This is a genomic window from Rhodococcus sp. AB351, assembly GCF_049538275.1.
Lineage (GTDB): Bacteria > Actinomycetota > Actinomycetes > Mycobacteriales > Mycobacteriaceae > Rhodococcus.
Genome location: NZ_JBMVFW010000022.1, coordinates 1 through 16372 on the forward strand (window position 1 = coordinate 1; position 16372 = coordinate 16372).

12 protein-coding genes are annotated in these 16372 nt (G+C 66.7%); 7 read left to right on the top strand and 5 right to left on the bottom strand.

What is annotated here, in order from left to right; translation table 11 throughout:
- Positions 1–1508, top strand: a 1508-nt coding sequence (locus tag ACPCXD_RS22185) for a putative PEP-binding protein (RefSeq protein WP_423661153.1), incomplete at its 5' end; no start/stop codon positions are given.
- A 13-nt stretch (positions 1509–1521) separates the two neighbouring features.
- Here ACPCXD_RS22185 and ACPCXD_RS22190 read toward each other — a convergent pair.
- The 3 genes from ACPCXD_RS22190 to ACPCXD_RS22200 form a co-directional block, all read right to left on the bottom strand.
- Entirely contained in the window at positions 1522–1737 is a 216-nt protein-coding gene (locus tag ACPCXD_RS22190) for a hypothetical protein (RefSeq protein ID WP_145692022.1), read from the bottom strand.
- Between the two features lie 59 nt (positions 1738–1796).
- The gene (locus ACPCXD_RS22195) at positions 1797–2885 is read right to left on the bottom strand and encodes a TerC family protein (protein ID WP_423661154.1); all 1089 of its coding nucleotides are present in this window, start codon (positions 2883–2885) and stop codon (positions 1797–1799) included.
- Positions 2886–3065: 180 nt separating this feature from the next.
- The gene (locus tag ACPCXD_RS22200; protein WP_229568222.1) at positions 3066–3836 is read right to left on the bottom strand and encodes a hypothetical protein; all 771 of its coding nucleotides are present in this window, start codon (positions 3834–3836) and stop codon (positions 3066–3068) included.
- A 116-nt stretch (positions 3837–3952) separates the two neighbouring features.
- Here ACPCXD_RS22200 and ACPCXD_RS22205 point away from each other — a divergent pair, with 116 nt between their 5' ends.
- The gene (locus ACPCXD_RS22205) at positions 3953–4135 is read left to right on the top strand and encodes a hypothetical protein (RefSeq protein ID WP_183070702.1); all 183 of its coding nucleotides are present in this window, start codon (positions 3953–3955) and stop codon (positions 4133–4135) included.
- A 646-nt stretch (positions 4136–4781) separates the two neighbouring features.
- Complete coding sequence (locus tag ACPCXD_RS22210; protein ID WP_254072889.1) at positions 4782–5345, top strand: GNAT family N-acetyltransferase; 564 nt, start codon at positions 4782–4784, stop codon at positions 5343–5345.
- A 198-nt stretch (positions 5346–5543) separates the two neighbouring features.
- On the opposite strand, the gene ACPCXD_RS22215 is transcribed toward ACPCXD_RS22210, so the two are convergent.
- The gene (locus tag ACPCXD_RS22215) at positions 5544–8306 is read right to left on the bottom strand and encodes a cation-translocating P-type ATPase (protein WP_423661155.1); all 2763 of its coding nucleotides are present in this window, start codon (positions 8304–8306) and stop codon (positions 5544–5546) included.
- Between the two features lie 443 nt (positions 8307–8749).
- On the opposite strand from ACPCXD_RS22215, the gene ACPCXD_RS22220 reads away from it, so the two are divergent.
- The 3 genes from ACPCXD_RS22220 to mgtA all read left to right on the top strand — a co-directional run bounded on the left by ACPCXD_RS22220 (position 8750) and on the right by mgtA (position 13345).
- Positions 8750–9616 (top strand): universal stress protein, encoded by an 867-nt coding sequence (locus ACPCXD_RS22220; protein WP_145692018.1) that lies wholly within the window; start codon positions 8750–8752, stop codon positions 9614–9616.
- A gap of 128 nt (positions 9617–9744) precedes the next feature.
- Complete coding sequence (locus tag ACPCXD_RS22225) at positions 9745–10509, top strand: SDR family NAD(P)-dependent oxidoreductase (protein WP_120282715.1); 765 nt, start codon at positions 9745–9747, stop codon at positions 10507–10509.
- 157 nt (positions 10510–10666) lie between these two features.
- Positions 10667–13345 (top strand): magnesium-translocating P-type ATPase, encoded by a 2679-nt coding sequence (gene mgtA, locus ACPCXD_RS22230; protein WP_390889775.1) that lies wholly within the window; start codon positions 10667–10669, stop codon positions 13343–13345.
- A gap of 35 nt (positions 13346–13380) precedes the next feature.
- On the opposite strand, the gene ACPCXD_RS22235 is transcribed toward mgtA, so the two are convergent.
- A complete protein-coding gene (locus ACPCXD_RS22235; RefSeq protein ID WP_229568325.1) occupies positions 13381–15702 on the bottom strand; it encodes a heavy metal translocating P-type ATPase in 2322 nt (773 codons plus the stop codon).
- A gap of 402 nt (positions 15703–16104) precedes the next feature.
- Here ACPCXD_RS22235 and ACPCXD_RS22240 point away from each other — a divergent pair, with 402 nt between their 5' ends.
- Positions 16105–16359: an SHOCT domain-containing protein gene (locus tag ACPCXD_RS22240; protein ID WP_145692017.1), complete on the top strand. Its 255-nt coding sequence runs from the start codon at positions 16105–16107 to the stop codon at positions 16357–16359.
- Positions 16360–16372: the final 13 nt, after the last annotated feature.

Below are 16372 nucleotides of genomic sequence, written 5' to 3' on the forward strand. Positions count from 1 at the left end.
CGCGCCGCACCCGGGTGCTCGACGACGAGCAACTCCTGCGCGTCGCGCGCCTGGCCGCCGGAGTCGAGGAACACTACGGGCGCCCCCAGGACCTCGAGTTCGCGTTCGCCAACGACGAGTTGTGGATCGTGCAGACCCGTCCGATCACCACCCTCGACAAGCCTGCGGCGGCGGGGAACGCGACGGCGGGACCGTCTGGAAACGGTGAGGCGCGACCGTTGCTGACCGGCCTCGGTGCCGGTCCCGGTTCGGCGACCGGACGGGTGCGGGTCCTTCATGAACTGGCGGACGGCACACGCCTGACCGACGGGGAGATCATCGTTGCCCCGATGACCCGCCCGGACTGGCTGCCGATCCTGCGGCGTGCCGGCGGCATCGTCACCGACGGTGGTGGTATCACCTGCCACGCGGCGATCGTCGGACGTGAACTCGGCAAACCTGTCGTGGTCGGTGCCCGGACCGCGACGATCGATCTGAGTGACGGGCAGCTGATCACCGTCGACGGCGACGCCGGGACGGTGTTCGACGGTGCGGTGCGTACCGTGGCCCGGCAACAGGCGGCGGGTCAGGGGCCTCCGATGGTGGTGAGCGACGCTGCAACGGTCACCGCGACGTCGGTGTATGTCAATCTCGCCACCCCCGACGCCGCGGAGGCGGTCGCCGCGACCGATGTCGACGGCGTCGGTCTGCTGCGCGCCGAGTTCATGATCACCGAAGCGCTCGCGGGGGAGCACCCCTCGCACATGATCGCGCAGGGTCGTCGCGACGAGTACGTGGAGAAGATGGCGGGTGGCGTCGCGCGGATCGCGGCGGCGTTCGCGCCGCGTCCGGTGGTGTATCGCGCGATCGATCTGCGCAGCAACGAGTTCGCCGATCTCGAGGGTGGTGAGGTCGAGCCCCACGAAGAGAACCCGATGATCGGCTACCGCGGGTGTTTCCGGTACGTGCGGGATCCGGAACTGTTCTCCCTGGATCTCGATGTGCTGCACCGGGTTCGGAGCACGCACCGGAACGTGCACCTGATGATTCCGTTCGTGCGCACCCGCTGGGAACTGCGGGACTGCCTCGCCCAACTCGACCGGCATCCGCTCGGCTCCGACCAGCGTATGCTGCGCTGGATCATGGCCGAGGTCCCGTCGGTCGTCTACTGGTTGCCGGAGTACGCGAAGCTCGGGATCCATGGCGTGTCCATCGGAACCAACGACCTCACGCAGTTGATGCTCGGGGTCGATCGGGACTCGGAGGTGTGCAAGGACCTGTTCGACACCCTCGACCCGGCGGTGCTCGACGCGATCGATCACATCATCGAGCGCGCGTCGGCCGCGGGACTGACGACGTCGCTGTGCGGTCAGGCCGTGTCGACGAGCACCGACCTGGCGGAACATCTCGTCCGGCGCGGTATCACCTCCGTGTCGGTTACGCCCGACGCCGCGGCGCAGACGAGGCGGACGGTGGCGCGAGCGGAGCAACGCATCCTGCTCGACCGCGCCCGCCGCGCGCAGGCGTGAAGATCGGCGCCCTCTACCCGGTGGGCACTTCGACAGAGCGTCGATACGTCAGATCCCATGCCTCGGATCCGAGAGCGACCTGTTTCCAACCGTCGTTTTCGATCTGCCGCTGCGGGTCGGCGAGACTCGCGCTCAGTCCCGGAGTCCACTTCTCCCACAAACGCGCCCCACCAATGCGAGCTCCGACCTCTTTCCGCTTCACCAGTAGGGTCTCGATGTCGTCGAGCATGTGAATGTCCTCCCCGTGCCTCGCTGACATGGTGGCACGCGAATGAATCCTTGTTCCGGTCAGTTGTCGGAGCGGGTCGCCGAAGTCCGAGACCCGGTGTCGGTGTCGGTGTCGGTGTCGTCCGGTCGAGCCGGGAAACGTGTGCGTGTCCGCGTCCATAGGGGTGCTGCGGCAGCGAGTTCCGCCGCAGTGGCGCTGCGGAACGGAGTCTCAGTGACCGGAGGGGCCTGGCGTCCCCGGCCGCGGGTGACGTACAGACTCGCAGCAACGGAGACGCCGATGATCGTGGTCACCACGGCCAACGAGATCGTGGTGGGGATGTAGAACACGTCGATCTTCAGTGCCATCTTGATTCCTACCCAGACGAGTACCAGCGCCAGGCCGACCTTCAGGTAGATGAAGCGGTGGATCAGATCGGCGAGAAGGAAGTACATCGCTCGCAGGCCCAGGATGGCGAACGCGTTGGCCGTGAATACCAGGAACGGAATGTCGGTGACCGCGAAGATCGCCGGAATGGAGTCGACGGCGAAGACGATATCGGTGACCTCTACCAGTACCAGCACCGCCAGCAGGGGAGTGGCCAGCAGTGTGCCACCGATCCGAACGAAGAACTTCTGCTCGTAGAAGGCGTCGGTCATCGGTACGTAGCGGCGGAACAGGCGTAACGTGCGCGAGCGTTCCGGATCGAGGTGCTCGTCGCGGCGGCGCAGCATCCGACAGCCGGTGACGATCAGAAACGCTGCGAACAGATACAGGATCGCCCCGAAACTGGCGATCAGCACCGACCCGGCAGCGATGAACAGACCACGGAAGACCAACGCTCCCAGTACCCCGAGGAAAAGCACCCGGTGCTGCAACCGGCGAGGAACCGCGAAGTACGTGAAGATGATCGCCCACACGAAGACGTTGTCCACTGCGAGGGATCTCTCGATCAGGTACCCCGCGAAGTACTGCCGGCCGAACTCCGCGCCGGCGTTGAGCCAGATCAGAACACCGAACCCGATCCCGAAGCCGACCCAGACGGCCGACCAGACCGCCGCCTCGCGTACCCCGATCACATGGGCGCAGCGGTGGGCGAACAGGTCGATCGCAAGCATGGCCACGATGAAGCCGAGCACCGCGGCCCACGCCCAGAACGGAACAGTCATCGACACACCTCCGGTTCATGATCAACCGGAGGTCTTTCCCGCCCGCCCGAGGCGGGCCCGTTCGCCGGGACCGGATCACCGGGCCGTCGTGACGACGAGACAGTTGGGGGATACTCCCCTCCATTGGAGACCAGTGAAGCCGATCCGGCGGAGTTCTGCAAGGAATCTCGTCGACTGCGTTCACGGTCGCCCCTGTCGAGACTCCGCAGCTCGGGAGACGGAGGAGGTCTGCCGCCTGAGCAGGACCGTCATGGCCCAGCCCGTCACCGCCGCCATGGCAAATGCCATGCCGACGCCGGCGACGAGTCCGATCGTCACTGCGAGAGCAGGGGATTGGTCGGGATGCCAGAGTGGTGGGGCCACCGCAAAGAAGACAGCGAGACCGACAAGCCAGCTGAGAGCGGTGGCGGGTATCCACCATGTCGCGCCGGAAAGATGATGGCGCAGTTCGAGCCATTGAGCGAGGCCGATCGATATCAGCAGGACGACAGGCCCCGCTCCGAAGAAGAGCACCTGCACGATCAGCGGCCAACTCGTCCACCACGCCGCGAGGGTGGAGGGCAACAGCCCGATCGCGTACGCCGACATCGCCGCTGCAGCTGTGAGCACCACCCATCTCCGTTTCGACAAATATGGCAATTGCCCGTGCAGTACCGTCGCCTGCGAGAGTCCCAGGATCGCTCCTTCCACGGCACCGGCGACCAGGAGCAAGGGAAATGCCGACGCGGAATCCCGCGTGAGGACACCGATGGCGGCAGGCACAGCGAAACCCACCGCTTCTCCTGCCGTCACCACCGCGATCCACCTCGCCAGCCAGCGTTTCATCGGTTGGTGCTTCATCGGCGTTGCGCTCCGTTTCGAGTCCGACGCCCCCATTTGGGGCAGCTCGTCGCATCCCCACACGATCACCGCCAGCGGGATCATCAGAGCCAGCAACCACAGCTCCGGCACCGCGGTACCGAAGACGGACTGCAACGGCGGACGAACCACGTCCTGCACCGTGTGCGGAGTATGCGTCCCAATATGCACCTGTGCAAGGACCTGTTCGACACGAGCGCGTGAATGCGGTGGACGACGATTTCCTACCGACGACATCGTTCTTCATGCGTGGCATCCCCGCCCGCCTGTCGGGCAAGGCTCAACCCCACCCTCCGGAACTGCGCTTGTTCGCTGACCCGTCGTCGGCCGGCCTGCCCGGATTGCTGGTCCTCGGGCGAATCCCGCGCACCATCGCCGTCGACGCGAAGTAACCACCAAACGGGATCTGTCGCGCGGGGACCGGCGAGGCGATGGTCATGCCCGGCAGTGAAACAGTCGTACCCCGCTACGGACGCGCGGCCGATCCGAGTTGTCGCAGCCCCGATGAACCCGGTCCTCGGAGCGAGGAGTTGGACGGCGGTGAACGGTCTCCGAGAACCGAGCCGGATCTGCCCGGACATCTCGAGTCGTGCGGCTGCGGCCCTCGGCGTGCCGCGTGGTCGATCCGGCGACGTGCAGCAGGTGGCAGGAGTGTGGTCATAGCTGGGGCGGACCGCTCAGCGGTGCCCTCGAGCTCGGACAGAGCGTGTCAGGGTGCGCCGATAGGACGGGCGACGCGAGCAATCGAGAGTGGCCGGGGCATGCGATACCTCCTCCGTATCGAGTGCCTTCTCCGTATCGAGACTCGATGCGACGATATGGCCGTTGGGGCAAAGTCTTTCACAACCGAACGGTGCCGATGACCGTCGCGTCCCGAAAGGGTGGTCGTGAACGGACGAGTATGTGGCGGGTGCGGCGAGACTGGTCAGCGCATGAGGCGAATCGTATGTCAGACTCGTGGCCATGAGCCGGGGCCGCATGTGCGGGTGGGTCCGGGAACAGGACGGTCATCGCCGAGCTTTCGGAGGGATGTATCCGATGGGGACCACTACACAGCAGTCGGTCAGGGCCGACCTGGTCATTCGGCCGTTGGGTCCGCAGGACGAGGGCGCCGTGCGAGCTTTGCACGAGCATCTCACCGAACATGACACCTATATGAGGTTCTTCACGGTGGCCCCGCGTCACGTCGACGAACTGGTGGAAATGCTGTGTCGGCAGGACGATAGGCATGTGAGCCTGGGGGCGTTCGACGATGGGACGGTCGTCGGTGTCGCGAACTACACCGTGCTCGATCCCGATCCTGGCTCCGCCTCCGATGGGGTATCGGCGGAATGCGCGGTCGCTGTCAGTCACCCCATGCAACATCACGGCATCGGAACCGCTCTGCTGCAACGTCTGGTCGGTATCGCCTGGGCACACGGGATTCGGCACCTGTCTGCATTCGTGCTCTCGGAGAACACCACGATGCTGCAGGTCCTTCGGGACATGGGCTGGTCGCGAAACGGCAGCGCGCCGGGACCAATCGTAGAAGTGAAGATCACCCTCGCCGATGCGCGCAGTGACGGAGGCTTCACAGCCTCGGTGGACCGCTCCGCTCCCTGAACCGACACCGAGAAGATTCCATCGTTCAGTCCGCGCGGTCCCTCATGCGCGCGTGCGCGAGTGCCCACCGGACGGTGTGCAACGAGGCGATGAGGCGCTGTGTCCCGGACACGGTGTTCTCGACTCCGGTCCAACGGTCGCACGTCCCCCAGAATCTGCCGAAGCACAGTGGTCCTCGGCAGTGGAGTGAACGACCTGTCAACGGTGGGTTCGTAACCACCAGCGGAAGGCCTCGTCGCATCCCCACACGATCACCGGCAGGGGGATCAACAGTGCCAGCAACCACAGTTGCGGCACCGCGGTACCGAAGACGGATTGCAACGGCGGAAGAACTACGACGGCTGCCGCGAACACGATTTCGAAGGCGATGCCCCACAGCAGCATCGGATTGGTAGTCAAGCCGATACGGATGAGGGAGCTGCGGCTGGTACGGGCAGCCATGGCGGTGCCGATCTGACAGGCCACGATACCGAGGAAGGTCATCGTTGTTGCCTGCTGCCAGGTGTGGTGCAGTTCACCCGTGCTGGTGTCAGCGCCGAAGGTCCATCCGCCGATGTGCAGGGTGAGCAGGAACAATGCCATCACCAGGACGGCGGAGATGCCACCGAGCAGCCCCCAGGCCCGGGCGAGCATGGGGCCGTCGATCACCGGCTGCGACCGGGGCCGAGGGGGGCGTCGCATCAGGTCCGGTTCGGCGTTCTCCCGACCGAGCGCCAACGCCGGAAGAGTCTCGGTGCCGAGATCGACCGCAAGGATCTGCATGATCGTCAGCGGCAGGGGGATCGCGCCGCTGGTGAGGGCATAGGCGAGGAACGGCACGACCTCGGGGGTGGCATGCGCGAAGATGTAGACGATGAACTTGCGGACGTTGTCGTAGACACGACGGCCCGCTTCGATGGCCCCGACGATCGAGGCGAAATTGTCGTCGACAAGGACCATCACCGCGGCTTCGCGTGCGACATCGGTGCCCGAGTGTCCCATCGCCACCCCGATATCGGCCTGCCGCAAGGCCGGCGCATCGTTGGCGCCGTCGCCGGTCATTGCGACGATATGCCCCGATTCCTGCAGAGCGTCGGTGATGCGTAGTTTCGACTCTGGGGAGCTACGGGCGAAGACGATCTCGTCGTCCCCGGCCAGGGTGGCGTCGAGTTCCCGATCGGACATCGCGTCCGCTTCGTCTCCGCCGATCACCCGCAGACCCCGGTGCCCGATGTGCACGCTCTCGGCGATCCCCCGGGCGGTGAGCGCATGATCGCCGGTGACGACGATCAAGCGGATTCCCGCCGAATGGCAGCGGTCCACGGCCTCGGGGACCTCGGGGCGGGGCGGATCGATCATCGCGGTGATCCCGAGCAACGTCGAACCCTGCTCTGCCTGATCCCGGGTCAGATCTGCCGGAACTTCGGACGGTCCGAGAGGGCGTTCGGCGATCGCCAATAGTCGCCGACCTCGTCGCGCCCAATCGGCGATGATCGCCTCGATCGTAGTGCGATCGGCGTCCGTCAACGGTCTGGTGCCGGTGGCTTCGGCGAGATGGGCGCAGCGGGCGAGGACTTCCTCCGGGGCGCCTTTGGTGTGTACGACGACGGTGTGGCCGACACGATCGATCGTCGACATCCGCCGCAGCGCGGGATCGAAGTGGAACTGCGTCAGCCTGCCGTCCTTGTCGCGGCGGGGTTTGATGTCGAGACGCGCGGCGGCTTCGAGCAGTGCGAGTTCGGTCGGATCACCGATACCGGTGTCCGTTTCGTGTTCCCCGATGCGCGTGGTGCCCACGGCTGGTGCCGGTTCCGCGTTACTGCACCACACCGCCGCCCTCAGTAACCGCTCCGCGACCGGATCCGGCACGGACAATTCAGGGAGAGAGTCGAAGTCGACGATCCCCTGACTGGTCCACACCTGCGTTACGGTCATCCGGTTCACGGTCAACGTCCCGGTCTTGTCGGTGCAGATCACACTCGTCGAACCGAGCGTCTCGACCGCCGAGATCCGCTTGACCAGTGCACCTTGCCGGGCCAACAGGCGCACGCCCACGGCCAGCGCGAGAGTGATCGTCGGAAGTAGTCCTTCGGGGACATTGGCGACGATCAATCCGATCGCGAAGGTCACCGAATCACCCAGAGACAGTCCGGCCAGCAGCGTGCCGAGTGGAATGAACGCCGCACCCATCCCGATGGCCACGACGGCGATCAGACAGGCGACCCGCTTGACCTGCCTCTCGAGGGGACTTTCCTGATGGCCGCCGCGCTGGGACAACGCGGCGATCCGGCCGAGTTCGGTGTTCATACCGGTGGCGAACACCACCGCCGTCGCCTCCCCGGTGACGCACGTCGTGCCGCTGAACACCAGATCACGGGCGTGGATCAATGGGACATGACTGTCGGCGCTGTCCGCGCTCACCCGCACCGGCGCCGATTCCCCCGTCAGTGTCGAGGCGTCGATTTCGGCGACGCCGTCGAGCAGACGTGCATCGGCGGAGACCCGGTTTCCCTCGGAGACCACGATGACATCACCGGGTACCAGCTCCCGCGCGTCGATCTCCGTTTCGATGTCGTCGCGCAGAACCCGGGCACGCTGGGGCAGATAGGCGGCGAGCGCCTCGACGGCCTGATCGGCGTGGCGTTCCTGCACGAACGCGAACGCGGCGTTGAGGGCGATCACCACCAGGATCGCCGCCCCCAAGGGAGCCGATCCGGACACCGCCGCGAGCACCGCCGCGATCCACAGCAGCAAGGCGAGCGGATGGACGAGTTGCCGGCCCAGTGCCCGCCACCAGCCTTCGCGGCGGCGGCGAACCAGCTCATTGAAGCCGGACACGCCCAGGCGCCGTTGCGCTTCGCGAGTGGACAAGCCGGTCCGGGACGAGCGGAGATCCCGCAGTAGGCGATCGAGAGATTCGAGGGGATCGACGGGCACATCGTGTCCGGCTGTGTCGGTCGTCGGGTCGCTCATCGGCTTCATCCCTGCAGGACCGCTCCTATCGCGTGGGCGTGGACAGATCTGCACCTTCCCGATCTCGTTACAGGGCCTTGGAGGAAGTGTCCTCCTGCTCCTGTGTCGGTGCCGTCGAACCGACAGAACCGAGGTACTCACCGCACAACGGAGGGGGTGAAGATCTCGGGGCCGGGCCGCGATGGGTACTCGACGCCGATGATGGCGAACGAACGTGGGGCACGAGCCGTGCGCACGGCTCGTGGCGAGGGAGTGATGCCATGCTGATCCGAACAACAGACGCTGGGCGACGTCGCCGACACTCACCACTGCAGGACAGGCCGCCGGCGACACCGCAGGACCGGCGTGAGCCGAGCAAGGACCTTGTCCCCTAGGCCCTGCCGAGGGACAGGACGACGATGAGGGGACGGCACACGAGCACACCGGCTCGGTCCGGACCCGAGGGGGTCGTCATGTCCGCACATCGGTCGATCGTCGTGGGAGTCGACGGATCGGATGCCTCGCTCGAGGCCGTGGTCTGGGGAGCACGGGAAGCCGCACTACGGAATGCCGTGTTGTCGCTGGTGACGACGGTACCCGGTCGCGGTTTCGCCGGAATACCGGTGGGTATGCCCGCCGCCTTTTTCGAACAGGAAGAAGCGGACGGTAGGCGGCGCCTCGACGAGGCGGTCAAGTACGCACAGAACACCACATGGGCGCCCGAGATGGACACCCATCTGTGCACCGGACCACCCGCCTCGGAACTAGTCGAACGGTCCACCTCGGCAATCATGGTGGTCGTCGGCGCTGGTCGGCACAATGCACTCGAACGTGCACTGCTGGGATCGGTCAGCGCCGCGGTGGTGACCCATGCGCATTGCCCGGTGGTCGTCGTGCGGGACCTGCCGTACCTGCCGGTTCTGGACATCACCGGGCCGGTTGTCGTTGGGGTCGACGGCTCCGAACACAGTCAGCGGGCGGTGGCGGTGGCCTTCGAGGAGGCGTCCTTGCGGGGCGTGGACCTACTCGCGGTGCATGTCTGGTCCGATATCGAGATACCGATTCCCTTTCATCGCCTGGAATCGGGTGACACCGGGGTCCAGGAGCGCGTCGTCCTTGCCGAAAGTCTCGCGGGATACGCCGAACAGTACCCTGACGTGTACGTGCGGTCGGTGGTAGCGATGGATCGGCCCACCCGGCGCCTACGCGAGTACGCCAACGGCGCACAGCTTCTGGTAGTCGGAAGCCGGGGCCGCGGGGGTTTTACGGGCATGCTGCTCGGGTCGACCAGTCGGGCCCTGCTGCATTCGGTGTCGTGCCCGATGATGGTCGCTCGCTGAACGCCGGCGCACCTTCCTGCCGCTCGGCAGCGCCGTGCTCGAGCCTCGATCACATCCGCTCATCTCAGGCTCGGCACCGCGTCGATTCCCGCGTGCCGGCACCTCCGATTCGATGAAGGAGCGACATCATGACAATGCCAGTACAGGGATCCGTGCTCGTGACCGGCGGGAGCCGCGGTATCGGCGCCGCTGTTGCCACACAACTCGCCGATACCGGCGCGAATGTGGTGATCGCGGACATCCTCGACGATGAAGGCACTCAGGCCGCAACCGATCTCGGAGGCGAGGCGAGATTCACCCACCTGGACGTGACCGACGAACAGGACTGGCGTCGAGCGCTCGACGTCGCCGAATCCGTCGGTCCTCTCCGCGCCTTGATCAACAACGCCGGCATCCTGGCGGTCGGCACCATCGAGGAACAGGACCGCGCAGAATTCGAGCATGTCCTGCAGGTCAACCTGGTCGGCACCTGGCTGGGAATGCATGTCACAGGTCCGGCCCTGCGCCGCAGCCATGGCTCGATCGTCAACATCTCCTCGATCGCCGGGCTGACCGGTTACGCCGGACTCGGAGCGTATGGTGCCAGCAAATGGGCGCTGCGCGGGCTGACCAAGACCGCCGCGCTCGAGTTCGCCTCCGACGGCGTGCGGGTGTGTTCGGTGCACCCGGGACCGATCGAGACCCCGATGACCGCCCAGATGGACCGAGCCGTGGCCGCGGATCAGCCGATCGCCCGGTTCGGTACCCCCGAGGAGGTGGCCCGGATGGTGCGGTTCATCGTCACCGAGGCCAGCTATTCGACCGGATGCGAATTCGTCGTCGACGGGGGCGCCACTACCGGGACAGTGCTCGACCTGGCACCGTCGGTCGACACGGCTCCGTGGCCGATGTGATCCGGCGGTCTCGGGTCCATCCTGCTCGCTGATCGGTATCGCCACCGTCCGAAGCGCCTTCCGTTTTCGACGCCCCCACCTCCTGGACGGGTCATGATCGGGGTATGGCCCTTCGAGGTTCACTCCTCATGGGAATCGGAAGGCGGGCACAGGCGCGATGACACGAACATCCCGCAGCGACCGAACGGATGCCGCGCAGGACGTCGCGAGTCTGCGGATGACCCCGGCCGTCGCAGCTGCCCTACCCGTGCCGGAGGTGCTGGTCCGGCTCGGATCCTCACCGGCTGGTCTGAGCGCGGAGACCGCGGCCCGTCGCCGCGCCCAGGTCGGTCCGAATGCGGTGCGTAGTTACCGCGTGAGTGTGTGGGCGGTACTTGCACGGCAGTTGCGCAGCGCCTTGCTGGTGCTGTTGATCGTCACGGCGGCTGCGTCGTTCTTTCTCGGAAACCGCACCGATGCCGTCGTTATCGGCGTGATCCTCATAGCCAGTGTCGGTCTCGGCTTCGTCAACGAATACCGCGCCGAACGTGCCACTGCAGCTCTGCATTCACGGGTGCGGCACACCACCGTCGTCCTGCGCGACGGACAACCGGTCCGGATCGATGTCATCGATCTCGTGCCGGGTGATGTGGTGCGACTGGTTCTCGGGGACATCGTTCCGGCCGATCTGCGTCTGCTCGAGGTGACCGATCTCGAATGTGACGAGAGTGTGCTCACCGGCGAATCCGAACCGGCCTGCAAGTCGACCGCGATCGAACCGGCGGGGGCGGCGCTCGCCGACCTGGCCGACTGCGCGTTCATGGGAACCGTGGTGCATGCCGGCACCGGGACCGGGGTCGTCGTCGCCACCGGCGCCGACGCCGAGTTCGGGCGTATCGCTGTCGGGCTCGGTCACCGGGAACCGGAAACCGACTTCCAGCGGGGGTTGCGCCGGTTTTCGGTGCTGCTGCTGCAGGTCGCAGTGGTCCTGACCTCGATGATCGTGCTTACCAACCTGCTGCTGGACCGTCCGCTGATCGAATCGTTGCTGTTCGCTCTGGCGATCGCGGTCGGCATCACTCCACAACTGCTCCCCGCGGTGGTCGGCACCGCACTGGCGAGCGGATCCCGTCGCCTGGCGGCGCGTCGGGTACTCGTCAAACGGCTGGTGTGCATCGAAGACCTTGGTGACATCGATATCCTGCTCACCGACAAGACCGGCACCCTCACCGACGGCCGGATCACCTTCGACCGAGCCCTGCCCACCTCTGGTGCTGACGCCGACACGACGCTGGTACACGGACTGCTCGCCACCGAGACCGACACCGGCTCGGGCACCCGGCTCGCCGCCAACGCCATGGACACCGCCCTGTGGGTCGCGGCGGGGCAGGCCGGGCCGGTGGCCGAGCGGTACCGGCACCTGGACACCTTGCCCTTCGACCACACCCGACGGATGACCTCGGTACTCGTCCGCGCCCCCGATGGCGTCCCCACCCTGATGGTCAAGGGCGCACCCGAATCGGTGCTCGCCCGCTGCCGGCAGGTCGACGCCACCGATCACCAGGCCTTGGACGGGTTGTTCGCGCAGGGCAGTCGGGTGGTCGCCGTCGCGACGAAAACGCTCCCACCGGGCCGGGACCGAATCGAGCGACACGACGAGAGCGACCTGCACTTGAGCGGGTTCCTGGCCTTCGTGGACGAACCGAAGGCCTCGGCGGGTCCCTCCCTGGCCCGCCTGGCGGAACTGGGCATCACCGTCAAGGTCGCGACCGGCGACAACCCGAAGGTCGCCGAGAAGGTCTGCGCCGAACTGGGACTGGAATCCGGCGGCAGCGTCACCGGCGCCGAACTCGCCGCACTCGACGACGAGCAGTTCGTCGATATCGCACGGAACGCGACGATCTTCGCCCGGGTGTCACCCGAGCAGAAGGCGCGACTGGTGCGCACCCTGCGCACCCACGGCCGATCCGTCGCTTTCCTGGGGGACGGCGTCAACGATGCACTGGCACTGCACGCAGCCGATGTGGGCGTCTCCGTCGACGCCGGCACCGACGTGGCCAAGGACGCCGCGGATGTGGTGCTGCTGGAGAAGGACCTCGGGGTTCTGGCCGACGGGGTCACCGAAGGGCGCCGCACCTTCGCCAACACGATCAAGTACGTGCTGATGAGCACATCGAGCAATTTCGGCAACATGTTCAGTGCTGCTGCCGCATCGGCGGTCCTGCCCTTCCTGCCGATGCTGCCGAGCCAGATCCTGCTCAACAACCTGCTCTACGACACCAGCCAACTCGCCATCCCCTCCGACCGGGTCGATGCCGAACAACTGCACGCCCCTTCGCACTGGGACATCGCGTTCATCCGACGGTTCATGCTCTTCTTCGGGCCGATCAGCTCCCTGTTCGACTTTCTGACCTTCGGCATCATGATCGGAATGTTCCATGCCGGCCCCGAGCTGTTCCGCACCGGATGGTTCGTCGAATCCTTGGCGACCCAGACCTTGATCGTGTTCGCCATCCGTACCCGACGCACCCCGTTCTTCCGCAGCCGCCCCGGTCGCACGCTGGTCGCCACGGTGGCCGGGGTGCTCATCGTCGGCATCGGTCTGACTCTTTCCCCGTGGTCCGACGATCTCGGCTTCACCCCGCTGCCGATCGGGTTCTTCCTCACTCTCATCGGGTTGATCTGCGGGTACCTGGTGCTCGTCGAGAGCGCCAAGCGGCTGTTCTACTCCGAACCCATACGCCACCTGCCGCCGCTTCGGTGGCGCGGCCACGAACACCGCATCCACCGTCGCGCCGCACGCTTCAGCACCCATCAGCCGGTGCCGCCGCCGACCGCAGCGTCAGGATCTCCGTGATCTTCGGTTACTCATGGTGGGGTGAGCGTCTGCACCTACAGGCGTTCCGGGCCGGTCGCCGAGTCCGCCTCGGGAGCAAGAGTGAAATAGTTCTCCTCCTCCTGCACGAAGTGCAGGCGGAGCAGCGCCGACAGACCGTAGAGGTCGGCGAGGAGTTCCTCGCACTGGTCGGGGTGTAGACCCCCGGCCGCATCGGCCTGGGCGAGCTGCGCCCGCAGCCGGTGACTGAGCCGATCGATCTCGGCATGCATCCGGCTCATCGTCGCGGTCGCTTCACCGCTGCCCAACGGCTCTGCGAGCGCGGGATACAACTCGGTGTCTTCGGCGCGCTCGTGCGGCAGCAAGGTGTCGAACAGAAAAGTGTCCACCCGCCGCAACCCCGCATGGGCGGCGACGAGATCACCGTCGGCGAGCAATTGGGCGGTCTCGCGCAGCACCGACAGGTGGTCGCGCAGCACCTCGTGTTCGGCCGAGAACCGGTGCACCATCGCCGCGGTGTCCTCGCGCAGAGCCGGTGCACGGGCACGATCGCTGCGCAGAGCGCGCAGGGCATTGACGATCACCGCGACATCGATCGCCTCCTGCAACAGCGCCCCCACCGCCGGAGGCAGATAGCCGAATGCAGCGAAACCCATCGCAACCAGTGACAGGCCCATCCCGATCACGGCGCTCTGCACGGCGATGCGCCGCGAGCGTCGGGCGATGACCATCGCGTCGGCGAGCCGGCCGAGGCGGTCGGCGGTGAGCACGATGTCCGCGGCCTCGGAACTGGCCGTCGAACCGCGTGCACCCATCGCGACCCCGACGGTCGCCGCGGCGAGGGCCGGAGCGTCGTTGACTCCGTCGCCGACCATGACCGTCACCGCCGAACGGCATTCAGCGCGGACGCCGGCGACCTTGTCGGCCGGGGTCTGCTCGGCACACACCGCGTCCAGTCCGAGCACCGACCCGACGGCTTCGGCGGGCTCGCGCCGGTCCCCGGTGAGCATCACGAGCCGGTTCAGTCCGGCGGCGCGCAGTCGTCGCAGGGTGCGGGCGGCGTCGCGTCGCAGCGGATCGACGAGCAGCAGCGCACCCGCGAGATCCCCGTCGACCGTGACCCAGGCGATCACGGCACCATCGAGCGCCGCCCGGTTCGCCACCGCCCGTGCCCAGCCCGGAGGGTCGGTGGGCAGAGCGAGAGCGCCGACGCTCACGCGGTGACCGTCTACGGTGGCGCTCACGCCGGTGCCGGCCTGCTCGACGACCCCGGTGGGCATCGACAACGTCAACCTGCGTTTTCTCGCCTCCTGCACGATCGCCTCCGCAAGGACATGAGGAGACAGCTGATCGGCGGAGGCGGCCAGGCGCAACAGTTCCACCGCGTCTTGGCCGGCGGCGGTGACGATATCGGTTCCGGTGGGCCGCCCGCTGGTGAGGGTGCCGGTCTTGTCCATCATCAGTGTTCGGGCCTGCCCGAGATTTTCGAGCGCCCCACCGCTGCGGATGACCACACCCAATCGGGACGCGCGGGACAGGCCGGAGACGATCGCGACCGGGGCGGCGAGCAGCAAAGGACACGGGGTGGCCACCACCAGCACCGCCACGGCACGAGTTGCCGACCCTGCGGCCAACCACGCGAGCGCGGCCACCACCATCGTCAACGGCAGAAACCAGGCGGCGACCCGGTCCGCGATGCGCACCACCGGGGCACTTTCGGCGGCGGCCTCACGAGCGAGGCGCACGATGCCGGCGTAGGTGCTGTCCTCGGCGGTGGCGCGGGCGGTCATCTCGAACGCCGCGCCCGCGTTGACGATTCCGCTGCGCACCAACTCGCCGGTCCGGCGCTGCACATGTATCGGCTCGCCGGTGAGCACCGACTCGTCGAGCACCGCAACCTCGGACGCGACCCACCCGTCGATGGGCACCACCTCACCCGGCCCGACGACGATCCTGTCGCCGGGAACGATCACCTCGAGAGGTACCACCTCGAGTGCGTCACCGACCCGACGGCGGGCGGTGCGGGGAGCGTGCTCGAGCAACGCCCGCAGATCCGTGGTGGCACGGCGTTCGGCAGCAGCATCGAGTGCCTGTCCCGATGCGAGCATCACCGCGATCAGCGCGCCGGCCACGTACTCACCGACGGCCAACGTGCCGACCAGCGACAACACCGCGATTAGATCCACCCCCACCCGGCCCCGCCGCAGTGCACCGATCACCCACCAGGTCGCGGGCACAATCGCGATGAGGGTGCCGAAAATCCAGCAGATGTCGGCAACCGCACTATCGCCGAGGATCCAGGCCAGACCACCTGCGACCAGGGCGGTGACGGTCACGACGAGAAACACGGACTCCGCCCGGGCACGCACACGCGTCATCCACGACGTCGCCGGTGTCGGTGACGCAGCAGTCATCGCGCCCCTCCTGCTTATCTGGGGGTGCACTAGCGGATATTGCCGACGCTACCGAGATGCGCGTGCCGACGGATATCCGACGCTCGCAAAGAGTCCCCGTCCAGCAAGGGTAAGACCGTCTCGGCGCCTTTCGGAATTCTCAGGATCTCCTGCTCGATTCATCAGAAACCGAGCCTAGCGTGAAACGTGGCGAAGCATCGACACGAACCCGCCGATCCGAGTCGGGGGCGGATCGACGGGTCCGGCTGCCGCTTGCCGAGTGCCGGGTCGGGGCCGAGTGTCGCTGTGAGCACTCGTGCACCGGCACCGGCTCCCTTTCCCTCGCGAGTGAGAGCCGTGAGGACACCGAAACGAGAGGCGAAAGCCATGCACGGTTGGTACGGCGCCGGATGGGGCGGCTGGCTGCTGATGATGGTGATGTTCGTCTTGTTCTGGTCGGCGATCGTCGGCCTTGCCGTCTACGGCATCTATCTGGTCCGCCGGCCCGCCGCTTCAGGCCGCCCCGAACCGGAACGCCCGGCTCATCATGACGCCGAACGGATCCTCGCCGAACGCTTCGCTCGCGGTGAGATCGACGAGGACGAGTTCCTCGCCCGGCGTGCGACCCTGCGGCGTAGTTGACGACCGGTCCGCT

Coding starts and splice junctions, on each gene's coding strand:
- ACPCXD_RS22210 (WP_254072889.1), top strand. CDS start 4,782: ATGGGGACCACTACACAGCAGTCGGTCAGGGCCGACCTGGTCATTCGG.
- ACPCXD_RS22195 (WP_423661154.1), bottom strand. CDS start 2,885: ATGACTGTTCCGTTCTGGGCGTGGGCCGCGGTGCTCGGCTTCATCGTG.
- ACPCXD_RS22220 (WP_145692018.1), top strand. CDS start 8,750: ATGTCCGCACATCGGTCGATCGTCGTGGGAGTCGACGGATCGGATGCC.
- ACPCXD_RS22235 (WP_229568325.1), bottom strand. CDS start 15,702: ATGACGCGTGTGCGTGCCCGGGCGGAGTCCGTGTTTCTCGTCGTGACC.
- ACPCXD_RS22225 (WP_120282715.1), top strand. CDS start 9,745: ATGACAATGCCAGTACAGGGATCCGTGCTCGTGACCGGCGGGAGCCGC.
- mgtA (WP_390889775.1), top strand. CDS start 10,667: ATGACACGAACATCCCGCAGCGACCGAACGGATGCCGCGCAGGACGTC.
- ACPCXD_RS22215 (WP_423661155.1), bottom strand. CDS start 8,306: ATGAAGCCGATGAGCGACCCGACGACCGACACAGCCGGACACGATGTG.
- ACPCXD_RS22190 (WP_145692022.1), bottom strand. CDS start 1,737: ATGCTCGACGACATCGAGACCCTACTGGTGAAGCGGAAAGAGGTCGGA.
- ACPCXD_RS22240 (WP_145692017.1), top strand. CDS start 16,105: ATGCACGGTTGGTACGGCGCCGGATGGGGCGGCTGGCTGCTGATGATG.